This window comes from Herbaspirillum lusitanum, from assembly GCF_026127345.1.
Classification (GTDB): domain Bacteria; phylum Pseudomonadota; class Gammaproteobacteria; order Burkholderiales; family Burkholderiaceae_D; genus Herbaspirillum; species Herbaspirillum lusitanum.
In genome coordinates this window covers 64,512-81,494 of record NZ_QXFG01000010.1, presented here as the reverse complement: position 1 = coordinate 81,494, position 16,983 = coordinate 64,512, and the positions used below count along the sequence as shown (strand labels likewise).

Here is a 16,983-nt window from a genome sequence, read left to right as displayed (position 1 = left end):
CAGGTAAAGGGGTTTTGAAGTGTATCAATATGACTATTTATGCAGGCTATGAGGCGACACCGCACGCGGAGGAAGTTTTTCCATATGGACAATAATTTCTCGTGCGTAACGTTCTGGTTGCTCCAGATCGGGAAAATGCCCGCAGTCGTTGAACTGCACGATGTCCGCCTGCGGCAGGCAATCTTGCAGCGATGCCGGCGGCGTGGTCCGGTGCGAACGGTCCAGATTGCCCCAGATCAGCGTGCAAGGGATGTCCGATAACGTGGACAGGGAGGTTTCGCGCAACAGCCCCTGCACCACGCCTCCCAGGCAGAAGCAGCCACCGGCATCAAAAGCACGGCGTGCGGTTTCCTGAAATGCGCCAGTATCCGTGCTTGCCGGCAAGGCGCTGCGATACCAGAGCTGCGCCAGTTTGCGGCGGGCCAGCCAAGTGATCAGCTGGCCCGCCACCGGCACGCGCAACGGTCGCGGAATCATCTTGTACGCCCACGCCTGCATCGCCGCCAGCGCCGGCGTTTGCGTCAGCATCAAGCTGTCGATGCGGGCCGGCGCCAGTTGCGCCGCGCGGATCGCATACAGGCCGTTGGCGCAGCTGAACGCCAGCGTGGCGCGCCCGATTTGCAGTTGATCCAGTACGGCCAGCACCACACCTGCGCCTTGCTCCAGCGAGTGGGCGTAATCCGCCGCCGGCAATGAAAAACCGAATCCCGGCATGTCAAAGCAGACCACGCGGAAGCGCGGCGCCAGCAAAGCGATCAAGTGTTGATAGTGGGCCACCACGTTGGGGCCGTCAGGCGTGAAGACGATGCAGGGGCGGTCATCGTCGCCCGCGGCAGAGTCGGTCACGTGCACGCGTCCGGCGGCGGTGTCGACAAAGCGGCCCTGGCGCAGTGCCGGATCGCGCGCCAGCGTTGCCGCGATACGGCTAAGAAAATGGTCGGTGCGTGCGCCTGACACGTCGTCTACTTTTTCGCAGCGGGGCCGTCCAGCCGCTCCAGCTGGTAGCCGTAGCCGTACACGGTGCTGAGCCGATAGCCGTTCTCGGGCTTGAGCGCGAGCTTGCTGCGCACGCGCGAGATGTGGGTGTCGATGGTGCGGGTCGGCACGGCGTTGTCGTCTTCCTCACCCCATACGCTTTCCTGCAGCGTGACGCGCGACAGCGGCCGGCCGATGCTGGCGAACAGCAGCAACGCCAGCGCGAATTCCTTTTGCGTCAGCGTGACCGGCACGCCCGCATGAGTGACCACGTGCGCGGGCGTTTCAAAACGATAATCGCCGAATTGCTGCACCTGCCGCGCATCGTGGTCCGGATAGGCGCGCTGCAGCAGCAAGGCCACGCGCGCGGCAAGGGCCTGGCGACGCAAGGGTTTGAACTCGCTCTCGACCAGGCGCCGGCCGGCGTATTCCGACAACGCGACCAGTTCGGCAGCCGTGTCGTCCGCCAGCAGCAGCACCGGCAGCGTCGCCGTCGCTTGCAGAATTTCAGCGAGGTGTTCACCGGCGTCGGCCACATCCACGATCAGCAATTGCACCTGTGATTGCGCCTGCGCGCGGCGCAGGTCGGCGCGCTGCTGCACGGCTTCGCAGTCGTGCGCGGGCAGGCTGCGTGCGATCAGGGCAAGGTCGTCGGCGGAGCGGCTGAAGATGGAAATGTGCATGGCATGCAGAGAGCAGTTTTCGGAGCGTCGAATGAATCCGGGCTCCAAAAAGCACTGCGCCGGATCAAGTCCGGCGCAGTGATGAGGAGCTTAAGGCGCGTCGGCGTCCGGCAGCACCACGTTCACGTCGAGCACTTCCAGGTTGCCCTGGCGGTCGAGCGAGATCTTGATGTCGTCGGCGTTGACCTTGGTGTACTTGGAGATCACCTCGATCAGTTCCTTGTGCAGCGCCGGCAGGAAGTCATAACCCTGGCCCTGGCGACCGCCGCGCTCGCGCGCGATGATGATCTGCAGGCGTTCCTTGGCAGCGGTGGCGCTTTTTGCCTTGGGCGGAAACAGGAAGGAAAGCAAAGCCATGTCATTTACCTCCGAAAATACGCTGGAGCAGGCCCGGCTTTTCGTAGCTGGTAAAGCGCAGCGGCAGGTCTTCGCCGAGGAAGCGGCTGACCAGGTCCTGGTAGGCCTCGGACACGTCGGTCTCCTTCAGGTGGATCGCAGGATTGCCCTGGTTGGACGCGTGCAGCACCGATTCCGATTCAGGGATGATGCCGATCAGCGGGATGCGCAGGATTTCCTGAACGTCGGTGTACGACAGCATTTCGCCGGCTTCGACGCGCTTGGGCGAATAGCGGGTGATCAGCAGATGTTCCTTGACCGGTTCGCCGCCGCTCAGGGCGCGACGCGACTTGGCCTGGATGATGCCGAGGATGCGGTCCGAATCGCGCACCGAGGAAACTTCCGGATTGGTCACGATGATCGCTTCGTCGGCGAAGGTCAGCGCCATCACGGCGCCGTGTTCGATGCCGGCCGGCGAATCGCAGATGATGTATTCGAAATCCATCTTTTGCAGGTCGCCCAGCACGCGTTCCACGCCTTCTTCCGACAGCGCGTCCTTGTCGCGGGTTTGCGAGGCCGGCAGGATGAACAGGTTGTCGCAATGCTTGTCCTTGATCAGCGCCTGGTTCAGCGTTGCTTCCTGATTGACGACATTGATCAGGTCGTACACCACGCGGCGTTCGCAGCCCATGATCAGATCGAGATTGCGCAGGCCGACGTCGAAGTCGATGACGACGGTCTTGTGTCCGCGCAGAGCCAGACCCGATGCGAAACTGGCGCTCGACGTCGTTTTGCCGACGCCGCCTTTACCGGATGTCACAACGATGATTTTTGCCACAAAAGACTCCTTAGAAGATTGAATACTTGATGATGCGAATACTAAATTACCGAATTATTTGCTGGTATTGATCGGCAGCACGTCGATACGGTCGCCGGTCAGGCGCACCTGCACCTGTTTCTGCGCCAGTTCGGGCGGATGACCGTTCTCAAAGGTACGGTAGACGCCGGCAATCGACACCAGTTCCGCTTCCAGGCTCGCCGCGAAGATACGGGCGCCGGTATTGCCGCTGGCGCCGGCCAGTGCGCGGCCGCGCAAAGGGGCGTAGACGTGGATGCTGCCGTCGGCGATGATCTCGGCGCCGTTGTTGACCGCCGCCATGATCACCAGGTCGGCGCCGCGTGCATAAATGCGCTGGCCTGCGCGCACCGGCGTGTCGATGATCATCGTGGCGGCTGCGGGTGCGAACGAAGCGGCCGGAGCGACCGGAGCGGCCTGAACCGGCGCTGCGGCGGCCGCAGCAGCAGGGGCAGCGGCCGGCTTCGGCGCTTCCTCTGCTGCAACGGCGGTTTCGGCTTCCTGTTGTTGCGGACGCGGCGCGCCGCCGTCGATGGACAGTCCTTGCGCAGCGATCTCGGCGTGCAGTTCCTCCGGCGCATTACGCACGGCGACCGCATTCAGGCGATAGCGCTTGAACAAGGTGACCAGCGCAGCCCAGTCGATGCCGGCGCCGGCAGTGTCCAGCGCGCCGATGTCGATCACGGCGAATTCGTCTTCAAAGAAGTCGGACACGCCGCCGGTCATGTCCCTGAGGGCCTGGTCCAGTGCTGCCGGATCGGTTTCGTGCAGGATCGCGGAAATGGCGACCACCGTGGATATCTTGATGTCGATCGGTTTGCGAGCTTTTTGCATAAGTTGTTCAGTGCCCGCGTTTTCCCGGTGGGAAAACGGCAGGTTCATTGCGTTCGGGGGGATTCCGTCTGGCGCGGGGCCGGTGTTGGATTGGCATTATACAGTCAGCGCGGCGGCCGGATAAAGGCTTTAGGCTTCCAGCAAGGCCTTGAGCGCTTCCAGGTCGCGCGTCACCCAGGCGGTATCTTCGTTGAATTTGTCATCGCTCATCCCGGGCTGGCGGAACAGGGTGAAGGTCAGCTCGCAGCCGTCGCCGTTGGCCACTGCGCGCATGGGGATGACGACGCCGGCGCCCGACGCCAGGATCACCTCGTGGTCAAGCACGCCGAAGTCGTTGGCCGGCGCAAAACGGACTTCCAGCTTGCCTTCCGGCGTATCGGCGAACCATTTGCCGTCGACTTGATGAATGCCCTTGCCCAGGCCGGAAGCCCATTTCGGCATGTTTTCAGGATTGGCGACGAAGCGATACACGTCCTGTACGGCGCGTTCGATGGTGACGTGCAGGAGACGGGTGGGAAGCGGCTTGGGCATGGCGGATCTCCTTGGGCAAGGAAGCCATTATGCCGCCGCGCAGGCAAAGCGGGTGCACAAAAAAATGCCGGAGACGCTGAGGTCTCCGGCAGATTGCTACATTGGCAAGTCGGATGAATCCGAAGAATCGGACGATCAGCCCGGTACCTTGCCTTCCACGCCTTCGACGTAGAACTTGACGCCATGCAGGAAGCCGTCATCGGCAACCGCATCCTTGGCGACCTGTTCCTTGCCGGTGTTGTCCTTGATCGGACCTTTCCAGATCGGTGCGGAACCGTCGGCGATGCCCTTCTTGCGCTCTTCGACCAGCGCCTTGACGTCGGCCGGCAGTTCAGGATTGAAGCCGCCCAGGTCGATGCCGTTTTCCTTCAGGCCGAGCCAGGTGGTGCCGGTCTTCCACGAACCGTCGAGCACCGCCTGGACGCGCGCCGTGTAGTACACGCCCCAGTTGATCATCGACGCCGCCAGGTGAGCCTTCGGGCCGAAGCTGGTCATGTCGCTGTCCCAGCCGAATGCGTAGACGCCTTTTTCCTGCGCAGTCTGGACGACGGCGGCGGAATCGGTGTTTTGCATCAGCACGTCGACGCCCTGGCCGATCAGCGTGGTGGCGGCCTCACGTTCCTTGCCCGGATCGAACCACTTGTTGACCCAGACCACGCGCGTGGTGGCTTTTGGATTGATCGAGCGCGCGCCCAGCGTGAAGGCGTCGATGTTGCGGACCACTTCAGGAATCGGCACCGAAGCGACCACGCCCAGCTTGCCCGACTTGCTCATCTTGCCGGCGACCACGCCTGCCAGGTAAGCGCCTTCATAGGTGCGCACGTCGTATTGCGCCAGGTTGTCGGCGGTCTTGAAGCCGGTGGCATGTTCGAATTTGACGTCCGGGAATTCCTTGGCGACCTTCAGCATCGCTTCCATGTAGCCGAAGGTAGTGCCGAAGATCAGCTTGTTGCCGTCGGTGGCCAGCTGGCGCATTACGCGCTCGGCGTCGGCCGCCGACTCGGGGACGTTTTCGACGAAGGTGGTCTTGACCTTGTCGCTGAACTTGGCCTCGACCGCCTTGCGGCCGTTGTCGTGGGCGAAGGTCCAGCCGGCGTCGCCGACCGGGCCGATGTAGACGAAGGCGACCTTCAGCGGTTCGGCTGCGGCCGGCGCTGCAGCGGCAGGCGCAGGTGCGGTGGCGGGAGCTGCTTCTTCTTTTTTGCCGCAGCCGATCAAGGTGGCGGCGGCCAGCGTGGCGAGCATCGCAATCGATGCCCTGCGCGAAATCTTCATACTTTCTCTCCCTGGTGAAAAATCAATCGAATCAATTAAAAAATAATGTGCAAAAACGAGCAGGCAAAAACAAGAAACAAACAACAAAATCAGGATGCGCCCGGGCGGAACGGCTTGCCCAGCGAAGCCGGCATGTTCAGGCGGATCCAGTCCGGATTGCGCGAGATCAGCGCCAGCACCACGATGGTGGCGACGTAGGGCAGCATCGACAGGATCTGCGACGGAATCGTCACGCCGATGCCCTGCAGATAGAACTGCAGAATCGTCACGCCGCCGAACAGCAGCGAACCGAGCAAGACCCGTGCCGGACGCCAGGTGGCGAAGGCCGTCAGCGCCAGCGCGATCCAGCCGCGCCCGGACACCAGACCCTCCACCCACATCGGCGTATAGACCAGCGACAGGTAAGCGCCGGCCAGGCCGCAGCAGGCGCCGCCGAACAGCAGCGCGAGGAAGCGGATGCCGCGTACCGAATAGCCCAGCGCATGCGCCGACTCGGGCGACTCGCCGACCGCGCGCAGGATCAGGCCAGCGCGCGTGCGGTACAGGAACCAGGCAATCGCCGCACACAGCAGCAGCGCGACATAGGCCATCCAGTGCTGGGTGAAGAAGGCCGGGCCGACGAAGGGAAGATTGTTCAGGCCTGGAATGCCGGTGCTTTGCGACGGCAGCGCCAGGCCGACGAAACGCTGGCCGATGAACGCCGACAAGCCGGCGCCGAAGATCGACAGCGCCAGTCCGGTGGCGACCTGGTTGGTCGCCAGGATCAACGCCAGCCACGAGAACAGCGTCGCCATCAGCATGCCGCACAGCGCGCCGGCGAGGAAGCCCAGCAGCGGGCTCCTGGTGGTGTAGCCGACCGCGAAACCGGCGATGGCGGCGACCAGCATCATGCCTTCCGCGCCGAGATTGAGCACGCCGGCGCGTTCGTTGATCAGCAGGCCGATGGCCGCCAGCAGCAGCGGCGTGCCGGCGTTGATCGAGGCCGCGATGAGGGGAGCGAGTTGGTCCATGTGTTGTATTCCTTAAGCTTGCTGTTTCCAGCGCAGGCGATAGTCGATCAGCGTGTCGCACGCCAGCAGCAGGAACAGCAGCATGCCCTGGAACACGCCCGTGATCGCCGACGGCAGACCGAGGCGCGATTGCGCCAGCTCGCCGCCCAGGTACAGCAGCGACATGATCAGTCCGCCGAACACCGCGCCGATCGGATGCAGGCGGCCGATGAAGGCGACGATGATCGCCGCGAAGCCATAGCCCGGCGACACCGACGGCAACAGCTGGCCGATCGGCCCGGCGATTTCAAACGATCCCGCCAGGCCGGCGAAGCCGCCCGAAATCAGCAGCGACACCCATAGCGCATTGCGGCTGGAAAAACCGGCGTAGCGCGCGGCGTGAGGGGCGACGCCGCCGACCATCAGCGAGAAGCCGCGGAAGCTGCGCATCATGAACACCGCCATCACGATCGCCGCCACGATGGTCACGGCAAAGCCGATGTGCAGGCGCGTGTCACTCATCAGCATCGGCAGCATGAATTCGCTGGAGAAAACTTTCGACTGCGGGAAGTTCATGCCGTTGGGATCCTTCAGCGGACCGTTGACGGCATACATCAGCAACAGTTGCGCGACATAGGTCAGCATCAGCGACACCAGGATTTCATTGGCGTTGAACTTGTCGCGCAAGAGCGCCGTGATGCCGGCCCAGAATGCGCCGCCGATCACGCCTGCGACGATCATCAGGATCAGTCCGAGACCGCCCGGAATCGCGTGGTCGGGCACGTCGATCCACACCAGCATGGCGCCCGCGCACAAGGCGCCGACGGTGAACTGGCCTTCGGCGCCGATGTTCCAGATGCTGGCGCGGAAGCACACGGCAAGGCCCAGCGCGCACAGGATCAGCGGAACCGATTTCAGCAGGAGTTCGCTGATGGCGCGCCTGCTGCTGAACGGATCCACCAGGAAGACCTTGAGCCCGGCAATTGGATCCTTGCCCAGCGCCATGAACAGCAGCGCGCCGAGCAACAGCGTCAGGACGATGGCGATGACCGGCGACAGATAGGTCATGCGGCGCGACGGGACGCCGCGCAGTTCGAGCCGGAACGGAAGCGAGGTGAACATTGCCTTAGCCATGTGCAGCCTCCGCAGCGGCGTCCGATGCATCATCGTTCCACAAGCCGCTCATCCACAAGCCGACCTGCTCGCGCGTAGCCTGTTCAATCGGGATGGAAGGCGACAAGCGTCCCTTGGCGATCACATGCAGGCGGTCGCACAGGGCGAACAATTCGTCGAGTTCTTCGGAGATCACCAGCACGGCACAGCCTTCTTGTTTGAGCGCCAGGATTTCGGCATGGATTTGCGCGGCGGCGCCGACGTCGACGCCCCAGGTCGGTTGCGCGACGATGAAGACGCCGGGTTTGCGCTCCATCTCGCGGCCGACGATGAACTTCTGCAGGTTGCCGCCGGACAGGCTTTTCGCCAGCGCATCGGGACCGCCGGCCTTGACCTTGAAGCGCTCGATGATGGCGGCGGCGACCTTGCGCGTGTAGGCGAAGTCGATCATGCCGTGTTTCACGTACGGGACTTTCTGATGCGACAGCAGCATGTTGGCCGACAGGCTCAGTGTCGGCACGGCGCCGCGACCGAGGCGTTCTTCCGGCACCAGGCCGAGGCCCTTGGCGCGGCGCGGATTCGGCGCCAGGTGACCGACGGCGCTGCCGCCCAGCATGATCATGTTGGGCGCGGCGCGCTGGTCTTCGCCGGACAGCGCCGCCAGCAGTTCCTGCTGGCCGTTGCCGGACACGCCGGCGATGCCGACGATCTCGCCGGCGCGCACTTCGCATTCGATGTCTTTGAGTTCGGTGGCGAACAGATGCGCCTTGGGCAGGCACAGGCGATTGACGTGCAGCTTGCGCTCGTTGCGTTGCGACTCTGGGTTTCTCTCGCGGCGCAGGCGTACCAGTTCTTCGCCGATCATCATGCGCGACAGGCCGGCGCTGGTTTCATTGCGCGGGTCGCAGGTGCCGGTCACGCGGCCGCCGCGCATCACGGTGGCGCTGTGGCACAGCGCGCGGATCTCGTCGAGCTTGTGGCTGATGTAGAGGATGCTGCAGCCTTCGTCGGCCAGCAGGCGCAGCGTGACGAACAGTTTCTCGACCGCCTGCGGCGTCAGCACCGAAGTCGGTTCGTCGAGGATCAGCAATTGCGGATTGGTGAGCAGCGCGCGCACGATTTCCACGCGCTGGCGTTCGCCCACCGAGAGCGTGTGGACGTGGCGATTCGGTTCCAGCTCGAGGCCGTATTTTTCGCCGGTCTGGCGGATGCGCGCGACCAGGTCCTGCATGTCGGTGTCGGCGTCGAGGCCGAGCGCGATGTTTTCCGCCACGGTCAGCGTGTCGAACAGCGAGAAGTGCTGGAACACCATGGCGATGCCGAGCTTGCGCGCGATCTGCGGATTGGCGATGTGCGCCAGTGCGCCGTTCCAGTAGATTTCGCCGGCGTCGGGCTTGACGGTGCCGAAGATGATCTTCATCAGGGTCGACTTGCCGGCGCCGTTCTCGCCGAGCACGGCATGGATCTCGCCGGGCGCGACGCTCAGGTTGATGTCGTCGTTGGCCAGCACTCCCGGATAGGTCTTGCGGATATGCGCTATTTGCAGGCGCGCAGGCGACGTTGCGGTCACGGTTTTCCCCTAGCAGAAACGGCGCGGCGTGGCGCGCGTTTCAGGTTATTCAAATGATCTGCGGAATTTACCATAGCCAAATAAGCCGGATTGTCGACAATCGGAGAAATTGCAAAAATATCACGCGCGGTTGCCGCCGTCGCGACCCCGATGCGCCCAGCGCGTGGTGCGTTTTTCGATGATCGCGAACAGCTCGTACATGGCCATCGCCATCGCGCCGATGACAACCAGCCCGGCAAAGGCCAGCGGCATCTTCATCGACGAGCCGGCCGAGACCAGCAGGTAGCCGATGCCTTCGTTGGAGGCGTTCATCTCCGATACGGTCGAGCCGACGAAAGCCAGCGTGATGGCGACCTTCAACGACGCGAAGAAATACGGCAGCGAGCGCGGCATGCCGACCTTGAGCAGGATGTCCATGCGTTTGGCGCCGAGTACGCGCAGCACGTCTTCCAGTTCCGGCTCCAGGGTCGCCAGACCGGTGGCGATGTTGACCATGATCGGGAAGAAGGAAATCAGGAAAGCCGTCAGGATCGCCGGGCCGGCGCCGATGCCGAACCACACCACCAGCACCGGCACGAAGGCGGCTTTGGGCAGTGCATTGAACGCCGTCATCAATGGATAGGCTGCGGCATACAGCAGCGGCGACGAGCCGATCAGGAAGCCCAGCGACACGCCGACCGCGACCGCGATGGCGAAGCCCACCATGGTGACCCAGAAAGTCGACAGTGCGTGATGCGCAATCGGACCGGCGAATTCGATCATGGCCTCGATGATCGCCATCGGGCTCGGGAAGATGAACTCGGACACGTCCAGCGCGCTGCAGACGATTTGCCAGACCACCAGGATCGCCAGCAGCAATATCCACGGCGCCATCGTGCGCGCGGCCTGGTTCAGGGAAGAAGTTTTTTTCATGGTCGCCTCGGCTTAAGTATTTCTGACGCGGCCGATATGCTCGCGCAACTCGTGCACCAGGGCGTTGAAGGGATCGGTGTAGGTGAGCTCCAGTTCGCGCGGACGCGGCAGCGGATTTTCCTTGCGCGCCACGATGCGGCCGGGGCGTTTGCTCATCACATAAATGGTGTCGGCCAGGAAGGCGGCTTCGCGCAGATCGTGGGTCACCAGGATGACGTTGAATTTGCGCTCGGTCCACAGGTCGCGCAGCACGCACCACAGCTCTTCGCGCGTGAAGGCGTCGAGCGCGCCGAACGGTTCGTCCAGCAGCAGCATCCTCGGTTCGTGGATCAGTGCGCGGCAGATCGACGCGCGTTGCTGCATGCCGCCCGACAGTTCCCACGGGAACTTGTCGGCATAGCCGTCGAGGCCGACCGTCTTGAGCAACTTGAGCGCACGCTCGGCGTACTGCGCCTTGTTCTTCTTGAAGTCGCGCCGATACGGCTCGACGATTTCCAGCGGCAGCAGCACGTTGTCGAGCGTGGTGCGCCACGGCAGCAGCGTCGGCGCCTGGAAGGCCATGCCGACGAATTTGAGCGGACCGGTGACGTCGGCGCCGGCGATGGAGATGCTGCCGCGCGTGGGACGTTTCAGGCCGGTCGCCAGCTTCATGAAGGTCGACTTGCCGCAGCCGGACGGGCCGACGATGGCGATGAATTCTCCCTGTTTGGTTTGCAGGGAAATGTCTTCGACCGCGAATTCGTCGGAGCCGTCGTAGGACAGGAAGACGCGGCGGAAGTCGACGAAAGTGTCGGCCGAAGCGTCCACAGCTGCTTCAATAGTGTCGGCGTGCAATGTCATTTCCCGAACACGTTGAGCAGTTCTTTGGATGGCAGGTAAGCCGGGGTCCAGATCTTTTCCGCATTGACGCGGGTCTTGGTGCCGTAGGCATCCGACACTTGCGAGGCCATCAGCGTCAGGCGCGGCAGGAACACCTGGCCGTAACCTTCGGCCTTGGCGTGCGGCGTGGCGATGGCGCTGGAGATGGCCAGCTTGAGGCGGCGCAGTTCCAGCTTCGCGTCGATCAGGCCGTCGCGTTCCTTGAGCACCTTGATGGCGGCTTCGGGATCGGCCAGCACGTCCTTGGTGGCCTTGGCGAAGGCGCGCAGGAAACCCCTGAGCGCTTCCGGATTGGTCTTCATCAGGCTTTCATTGGCGATGATGGCGTTGCCGTACAGCTTGACGCCGTAGTCGGGGTACATCATCACGTTGATGTCCGCATCCTTGATGCCGCGCGCGTTCAGGTTCAGCAGCGAGGTGAAATAGAAGCCGGTGATGGCGTCGACGTCGCCGCGCGCCAGCATGGTTTCACGCAGCGGCGGATCCATGCTGATCCAATTGGCCTTGGAGGCGTCCAGGCCGTTGGCCTTGGCGAAGATCGGATAGCCGCGGCGGCCGGCGTCGAACACCGGCGAGCCCAGCTTCTTGCCGGTCAGGTCGGCCGGCGTCTTGATGCCGGTTTTCTTGAGCGAGAAAATCGCTGCGGGCGTGTCGTTGTAGACCATCATCACGGCCATCGGCTTGCCCGGCGAACCCGGGTTGTTGGCGGTGAATTCCATCAGCGCCGCCATGTCGGCAAAGCCCATGTCGTAAGTGCCCGACGCCACGCGATTGACGGCGTTGCCGGAGCCGCTGCCGGCGTCGATGACGACGTCCAGTTTCTCCTGCGCGAAATAACCCTTGGACTTGGCCACCAGGAACAGCGCCGACGGACCTTCAAAGCGCCAGTCGAGCTGGAACTTGATCTTGGTTTCCTGCGCAAAAGAGGCCGAACAGGCGGCGCTGAGCAGCAGGGCGGCGGTGAACTTGAAGAGCTTGTTGGCGTGCATGGCGGGCTTCCCGTTGGTTATTCAGTGGATGACTCAGTTGGTCGGTGGATTGAGGCACAGGTGAAGAGATGTCGCCAATGCGCTTCGATTTTGTTATCAGGCTTCTACAAACGATGTACAAACGATGTCTCGTTGAAAAGCATTTACTGTGCCAAGAACCTCGCACGGCAGCGACAGCGAAGGCAGCGCTGCGGCCGGCCCGCGGCCGGGCTTTATTTTGTCGACAATCCAAAATTTCATTTGCGACAATTTGGTGCTTTGCTGCACCGCTCTAGCAAGAGCTGCACTAAAAACAGTATTCTTACGCCCCCGTAAGCCTTGTAAACAGCGGTGTTTGTCGATAAACAGGTTTAGTACTGTCGTTCTATATTTTGTCGACAATCTTCCGTTGCAACCATCTCAAGGGCATGCCGGGGCGGGCTGTTTTCCACTCTGTGCAGCGACTCCGGCCGCTGCGGGGACGTCTTCTTCTCCGGGTTCATTTTTTGCCTGGCTGTCGCGTCCGCGGCCGCATTGTCGACAGTTTTTCGCCGTCTTGTTTTCGGCTGGCATGGCGTTTGCATTGATGGACCCGGCGGATTGCGCATCGGTGTTTGCCGGGTGCGATGCCAGACCAGTTGGACATGGGTGAGCAAATGAAGGAGCGCGCGTTACCTCCGTGACGAGCGATGGGATCCGGATTTATTTTTCAATGAAACGCAAAGGGAGAAAACGTATGAAGAAGAGTGCAATGGGGATGTGCTTGACTACCGCAGCGCTGGCTGTGTCGGCCATGGGCAGCATGTCGGCCAACGCCGCCGAATGGGCCGACAATTCGATCGGTATTCGCTACGGTACGCAATTTGCCGAGCCGTTCAATTCGCAAGACATCGCGAAAAAAATCGTCAACTTTACGCATGCCAGCGGCTACAAATACGGCACCAACTACCTGAACGTCGATTTGCTGATGTCGGATAGCAAAGACGCCGAATCGCAAGAAGCCTATATTGTTTATCGCCATACGCTGGATATCGGCAAGGTCGCCGGCAAGGATCTCTCTTTCGGCCCTGCGCGGGGTTTTGGCTTGACCGCAGGTTTTGACTGGAACACTAAAAACGATCCCGGCTACAGCTCGCGCAAGCGCATGATCGTTGCCGGTCCGACGGTGATGCTGGATGTTCCGGGCTTCCTCAACATCAGCCTGCTGGCGCTGTGGGAAAGCAATCAGCCGCTCAACAACGGCGTGCGCATGAGCAGCCGTTACTCCTATGACACGCATCCAATGCTGAACGCCGCCTGGGGTATCCCGTTCGGCACCAGCGGTTTCGCCTTTGAAGGCTACGTGAACTACATCGCCGCCAAGGGCAAGAACGAATTCGGCGGCGGCACTGCGCCCGAGCTGAACTTCGACGGCCAGATCATGTACGACGTCGGCATGCCTATGGGCATGGGCAAGAACACCTTCCGCGTCGGTCTGGAATATCAATACTGGCGCAACAAGTTCGGCAACCCGCACAACGTCCCGGGTTCCCTGGCCAAGACGCCGATGATCCGCGCCGAATACCACTTCTAAGCGTTTCTGCGGGCATGCCGATGTGGGCGTCACTTCGGCATGCCCAGTTCCTTCGGTGCCGGGTCCTTGGATCCGGCATTTTTTTCGACGTCAGTAATGGTATAAACAATTCCGGTATCGACTCACTACGCGGGGCGCAATGGAAGCATACATTTTCGACTGGCTCAATCTCTTGCTGCGCTGGCTGCACGTCATCACGGCGATCGCCTGGATCGGCTCATCGTTCTACTTCGTCTGGCTCGACAACAGCCTGACCCGGCCGGACGATCCCGCGCTGCTCGGGAAGGGCGTCGGCGGCGAGCTGTGGGCGGTGCACGGCGGCGGTTTCTACAATCCGCAGAAATACCTGCTGGCGCCGAAGACGCTGCCGCAAAACCTGCACTGGTTTTTCTGGGAGTCGTACAGCACCTGGCTGTCCGGCTTCGCGCTGTTCTCGGTGCTGTATCTGTTCAATGCGGGCACCTTCCTGGTCGACAAGCATGTGCTCGACATGACCGCGACTACCGCGGTGCTGGCGGCGCTGGCCTACCTGATTGCGGGCTGGCTGGTGTATGACGCCATCTGCCGTCTGTTCGGCGACAAGCCGGGCGGCGACCGCGTGGTCGGCGTGCTGGTCACGCTCTATGTCGTCGTTGCGGTCTGGGTGGCGTGCCATGTGTTTTCGGGACGCGCGGCCTTCCTCATGACCGGCGCCTCGCTGGCCACCGTGATGAGCGCCAACGTGCTGTTCTGGATCATCCCCGGCCAGCGCAAGATGGTGGCGTCGATGCGTGCGGGACAGAGTCCGGACCCCATCCACGGCAAGCGCGGCAAGCAGCGCAGCGTGCACAACACGTACTTCACGCTGCCGGTGATCTTTGCGATGCTGTCGAATCACTACAGCATGACTTACAGCGCCGGCAACAACTGGCTGGTGCTGCTGCTGATCATGCTGGCCGGCGTGCTGATCCGGCAGTTCTTCGTGCTCAGGCACAAGAGCGTGTTCAAGTGGCAGTATCCGGCCGCGGCCGTCGTGATTCTGGCCGGCGTGGCCGCGTGGATCGTGCCGAAGTCGGCGCTGCAGCCTGCGTCCGCAGTGACTCAAAACGCGCCGGCCGTCTCCTTCGCACAAGTGCAGCAAGTAATCGAAACGCGCTGCATCCAATGCCACGCGGCCAAACCGACGCTGATGCCGGTGCCGGGCAAGGGCATCCTGCTCGACAGCAAGGACGGCGTGTTGCAGCATGCGCAGCAGATCTACCAGCAAGCCGTGGTGCAAAAGGCCATGCCGCTGGGGAACATGACCAACATCACCGACGACGAACGGGCCCTGTTGGGCAAGTGGTTCGAGGCAGGCGCCAAGGGCGAATGATCAGGTGGCAGGCGTAGGAAAGTAAAAAGGCTGAACGCGGTGTTCAGCCTTTTTTGATTCTCCGGAAATCCGTTCAGCCGGCGTAAGGATGCTGCTCGCGCCAATGGTTGGCGATGTCGATGCGGCGACAGATCCACACGCGCTCATGCGACTGCACGTAGTCGAGGAAACGCTGCAACGCGGCAAAGCGGCCCGGCCGGCCGAGCAGGCGGCAATGCATGCCGACCGACAGCATCTTCGGGGCTTCCTCGCCCTCCGCGTACAGTACGTCGAAGCTGTCCTTCAGGTATTGGAAGAACTGCTCGCCGGTGTTGAAGCCCTGCGGCGTGGCGAAGCGCATGTCGTTGCTGTCGAGCGTGTAGGGCACGACCAGATGCGCTTGCTCGCTGCCGTCGGCCAGCGCCACCCGGGTCCAGAACGGCAGGTCGTCGCCATAGTAATCGGAGTCGTAGGCGAAGCCGCCGTGCTCGACCACCAGCCGGCGTGTATTGGGCGAATCGCGGCCGGTGTACCAGCCTTGCGGATGCATGCCGGTCAGCTCGCGGAAAATCTCGACGGCGGCGCGCATGTGTTCACGCTCGGTCTCGATATCCATGTTCTGATAGTGGATCCAGCGCAGACCGTGGCAGGCGATCTCGTGACCCAGTTCGACGAAGGCCCGGGTCACTTCCGGATGGCGTTGCAGCGCCATGGCGATGCCGAATACCGTGAGCGGCAGCCGGCGCTTTTCGAATTCGCGCAGGATGCGCCAGACGCCGACGCGCGAGCCGTATTCATAGATCGACTCCATCGACAGGTGGCGCGCCGGATAGGCGGCCGCGCCGATGATTTCAGACAGGAATTGCTCCGAGGCCGGGTCGCCGTGCAGCACGGAATTCTCGCCGCCTTCTTCATAGTTCAGCACAAACTGCACTGCGATCCGGGCGCGGCCCGGCCAGTTGGCGTGAGGGACGTTGCGGCCGTAGCCGATCAGGTCGCGCGGATAATTGCCTGCTGCTGGTATGTGTTGCATGTGTTCTTTTGAAATGAAGAAGACGGTGTTCAGGTGCTCTTGCCCAGCACCGATCGCAAATCGAAGTGATCGTCGTCGCTGGGGCGGACCCTGTCTTCACACAAGTGCAAATGGTGTGCCATGTGTTCCTGCGCCTGGGCGATGTCGCCGTTTTCGAGCGCCGCCAGCACGGTGTCGTGTTCGTCGAAGGAGCAGGCATTGTGTCCTGGCGCCTCGGTCTTGGCGATCATCAGCGTGGTGCGCGAGACCAGCTTGCGCAACGTGTCGACCAGCAGCGCATTGCCGGTCAGCTCGGCCAGTGCCAGGTGGAACTGCGCCGACAGGCGGATCCAGCGCGGCCGGTCGCCGGTCAGGTAGGAGTTGCGCTCTTCCTCGACCATCTTGCGCAGGCCGGCGATCTGGCGCGTGCTGGCTTCGCGGCCGACCTTGTCGAGCACCGCGTATTCGATGATGTTGCGCAGCTCGAACATGTCCTTGACCTCGGCGTGCGAAGGGCTGGCGATGAAGGCGCCGCGGTTGGCTTCGAGGTCGACCATGCCTTCGGTGGCCAGGCGCGACAGCACCTTGCGCACGGTGTGCCGGGCGGTATCGTAAATCTGGCACAGGACCTGCTCAGTGAGCTTGGTGCGCGGCGGCAGGCGATGTTCCATGATGGCGTCGTAGATGTCCTGGTAGAGGCGCTCCTCGACGGCCGGCGAATGATCGCGGACGGCGGGATGCGAAGCCAGGGGCGAGCGGGATGTCTTGCTTGGTTTGGTCATGGCAGGAATAGATGGCATCAAGGGTTGAACGGAAGCGACGGCTTGTTTGCGACGATGCAGGAGTCATACCGGCGGCCAGCATTGTCGACAATGGGAAAAACGATCTGCAACAATTTGGTGAGATTGCGCACCAAAATCGACGCGGCGGCGCGCGACATGCACCACCGGTAACGCGCTGCAGTGATTGTTCCGTCGCACTTTGCGGGCGTCATTGCCGCAGCAACCGCGCGATGGCAATTGTCGACAATCATTTGTGTATTTTTCATCGGATATTGCCCATGCATTTTGACAACGACTTTCCTTCCCATGCAAGAAGCGTACTTGCTGCCCGTTTTTGCCGGACGCGGGCGATGGCCAACGAATAA

The 16,983-nt window shown here is 62.3% G+C and carries 18 protein-coding genes; 2 read left to right on the top strand and 16 right to left on the bottom strand.

All coding sequences use genetic code 11. The features are described from left to right. Positions 1–33 precede the first annotated feature (33 nt). The 13 genes from DXT88_RS15160 to DXT88_RS15100 form a co-directional block, all read right to left on the bottom strand. On the bottom strand, positions 34–957 hold the full coding sequence (locus DXT88_RS15160) for an alpha/beta fold hydrolase (RefSeq protein ID WP_265214715.1): 924 nt from the start codon (positions 955–957) through the stop codon (positions 34–36). Between the two features lie 5 nt (positions 958–962). Further along, positions 963–1,658 (bottom strand): response regulator transcription factor, encoded by a 696-nt coding sequence (locus DXT88_RS15155; protein ID WP_265214714.1) that lies wholly within the window; start codon positions 1,656–1,658, stop codon positions 963–965. A gap of 90 nt (positions 1,659–1,748) precedes the next feature. Beyond that, complete coding sequence (gene minE, locus DXT88_RS15150; protein WP_050476381.1) at positions 1,749–2,015, bottom strand: cell division topological specificity factor MinE; 267 nt, start codon at positions 2,013–2,015, stop codon at positions 1,749–1,751. A 1-nt stretch (position 2,016) separates the two neighbouring features. Further along, positions 2,017–2,832: a septum site-determining protein MinD gene (gene minD, locus DXT88_RS15145; RefSeq protein WP_007879447.1), complete on the bottom strand. Its 816-nt coding sequence runs from the start codon at positions 2,830–2,832 to the stop codon at positions 2,017–2,019. A 54-nt stretch (positions 2,833–2,886) separates the two neighbouring features. After that, entirely contained in the window at positions 2,887–3,684 is a 798-nt protein-coding gene (minC, locus tag DXT88_RS15140; protein ID WP_265214710.1) for a septum site-determining protein MinC, read from the bottom strand. Between the two features lie 129 nt (positions 3,685–3,813). Next, on the bottom strand, positions 3,814–4,215 hold the full coding sequence (locus DXT88_RS15135; RefSeq protein ID WP_265214709.1) for an SRPBCC family protein: 402 nt from the start codon (positions 4,213–4,215) through the stop codon (positions 3,814–3,816). Between the two features lie 135 nt (positions 4,216–4,350). Continuing rightward, positions 4,351–5,490 (bottom strand): BMP family ABC transporter substrate-binding protein, encoded by a 1,140-nt coding sequence (locus DXT88_RS15130; RefSeq protein ID WP_265214707.1) that lies wholly within the window; start codon positions 5,488–5,490, stop codon positions 4,351–4,353. An 89-nt stretch (positions 5,491–5,579) separates the two neighbouring features. Then, entirely contained in the window at positions 5,580–6,500 is a 921-nt protein-coding gene (locus DXT88_RS15125; RefSeq protein ID WP_265214706.1) for an ABC transporter permease, read from the bottom strand. 12 nt (positions 6,501–6,512) lie between these two features. Then, complete coding sequence (locus DXT88_RS15120; RefSeq protein WP_265214704.1) at positions 6,513–7,613, bottom strand: ABC transporter permease; 1,101 nt, start codon at positions 7,611–7,613, stop codon at positions 6,513–6,515. Continuing rightward, positions 7,606–9,162 carry an ABC transporter ATP-binding protein gene (locus DXT88_RS15115; RefSeq protein ID WP_265214702.1) on the bottom strand — a complete coding sequence of 519 codons (1,557 nt, stop codon included), beginning with the start codon at positions 9,160–9,162 and terminating at the stop codon, positions 7,606–7,608. Before DXT88_RS15115 ends, DXT88_RS15120 begins: the two co-directional genes overlap by 8 nt. 120 nt (positions 9,163–9,282) lie before the next feature. Further along, a complete protein-coding gene (locus DXT88_RS15110) occupies positions 9,283–10,074 on the bottom strand; it encodes an ABC transporter permease (RefSeq protein ID WP_016834828.1) in 792 nt (263 codons plus the stop codon). A 12-nt stretch (positions 10,075–10,086) separates the two neighbouring features. Then, positions 10,087–10,914 carry an ABC transporter ATP-binding protein gene (locus DXT88_RS15105; RefSeq protein WP_265214699.1) on the bottom strand — a complete coding sequence of 276 codons (828 nt, stop codon included), beginning with the start codon at positions 10,912–10,914 and terminating at the stop codon, positions 10,087–10,089. Then, positions 10,911–11,942: an ABC transporter substrate-binding protein gene (locus DXT88_RS15100; protein ID WP_265214697.1), complete on the bottom strand. Its 1,032-nt coding sequence runs from the start codon at positions 11,940–11,942 to the stop codon at positions 10,911–10,913. The genes DXT88_RS15105 and DXT88_RS15100 overlap by 4 nt, the downstream gene beginning before the upstream one ends. Before the next feature lie 715 nt (positions 11,943–12,657). Between DXT88_RS15100 and DXT88_RS15095 the strand changes: the two genes are divergently transcribed. Both DXT88_RS15095 and DXT88_RS15090 read left to right on the top strand, forming a co-directional pair. Next, a complete protein-coding gene (locus DXT88_RS15095; RefSeq protein ID WP_029363575.1) occupies positions 12,658–13,494 on the top strand; it encodes an outer envelope protein in 837 nt (278 codons plus the stop codon). Between the two features lie 139 nt (positions 13,495–13,633). Beyond that, positions 13,634–14,845: a urate hydroxylase PuuD gene (locus tag DXT88_RS15090; RefSeq protein WP_265214694.1), complete on the top strand. Its 1,212-nt coding sequence runs from the start codon at positions 13,634–13,636 to the stop codon at positions 14,843–14,845. A 73-nt stretch (positions 14,846–14,918) separates the two neighbouring features. On the opposite strand, the gene puuE is transcribed toward DXT88_RS15090, so the two are convergent. From puuE to DXT88_RS15075, 3 genes are read right to left on the bottom strand one after another with little or no spacing between them, the layout of a single operon-like run. Next, complete coding sequence (puuE, locus tag DXT88_RS15085) at positions 14,919–15,857, bottom strand: allantoinase PuuE (protein WP_016834823.1); 939 nt, start codon at positions 15,855–15,857, stop codon at positions 14,919–14,921. A gap of 29 nt (positions 15,858–15,886) precedes the next feature. Beyond that, on the bottom strand, positions 15,887–16,618 hold the full coding sequence (locus DXT88_RS15080) for a GntR family transcriptional regulator (protein WP_016834822.1): 732 nt from the start codon (positions 16,616–16,618) through the stop codon (positions 15,887–15,889). 17 nt (positions 16,619–16,635) lie between these two features. After that, positions 16,636–16,884: a hypothetical protein gene (locus tag DXT88_RS15075; RefSeq protein ID WP_157137878.1), complete on the bottom strand. Its 249-nt coding sequence runs from the start codon at positions 16,882–16,884 to the stop codon at positions 16,636–16,638. Positions 16,885–16,983 lie beyond the last annotated feature (99 nt).

Coding starts and splice junctions, on each gene's coding strand:
- DXT88_RS15155 (WP_265214714.1), bottom strand. CDS start 1,658: ATGCACATTTCCATCTTCAGCCGCTCCGCCGACGACCTTGCCCTGATC.
- minE (WP_050476381.1), bottom strand. CDS start 2,015: ATGGCTTTGCTTTCCTTCCTGTTTCCGCCCAAGGCAAAAAGCGCCACC.
- minC (WP_265214710.1), bottom strand. CDS start 3,684: ATGCAAAAAGCTCGCAAACCGATCGACATCAAGATATCCACGGTGGTC.
- DXT88_RS15135 (WP_265214709.1), bottom strand. CDS start 4,215: ATGCCCAAGCCGCTTCCCACCCGTCTCCTGCACGTCACCATCGAACGC.
- DXT88_RS15130 (WP_265214707.1), bottom strand. CDS start 5,490: ATGAAGATTTCGCGCAGGGCATCGATTGCGATGCTCGCCACGCTGGCC.
- DXT88_RS15125 (WP_265214706.1), bottom strand. CDS start 6,500: ATGGACCAACTCGCTCCCCTCATCGCGGCCTCGATCAACGCCGGCACG.
- DXT88_RS15120 (WP_265214704.1), bottom strand. CDS start 7,613: ATGGCTAAGGCAATGTTCACCTCGCTTCCGTTCCGGCTCGAACTGCGC.
- DXT88_RS15110 (WP_016834828.1), bottom strand. CDS start 10,074: ATGAAAAAAACTTCTTCCCTGAACCAGGCCGCGCGCACGATGGCGCCG.
- DXT88_RS15105 (WP_265214699.1), bottom strand. CDS start 10,914: ATGACATTGCACGCCGACACTATTGAAGCAGCTGTGGACGCTTCGGCC.
- DXT88_RS15100 (WP_265214697.1), bottom strand. CDS start 11,942: ATGCACGCCAACAAGCTCTTCAAGTTCACCGCCGCCCTGCTGCTCAGC.
- DXT88_RS15095 (WP_029363575.1), top strand. CDS start 12,658: ATGAAGAAGAGTGCAATGGGGATGTGCTTGACTACCGCAGCGCTGGCT.
- DXT88_RS15090 (WP_265214694.1), top strand. CDS start 13,634: ATGGAAGCATACATTTTCGACTGGCTCAATCTCTTGCTGCGCTGGCTG.
- puuE (WP_016834823.1), bottom strand. CDS start 15,857: ATGCAACACATACCAGCAGCAGGCAATTATCCGCGCGACCTGATCGGC.
- DXT88_RS15080 (WP_016834822.1), bottom strand. CDS start 16,618: ATGACCAAACCAAGCAAGACATCCCGCTCGCCCCTGGCTTCGCATCCC.
- DXT88_RS15075 (WP_157137878.1), bottom strand. CDS start 16,884: ATGAAAAATACACAAATGATTGTCGACAATTGCCATCGCGCGGTTGCT.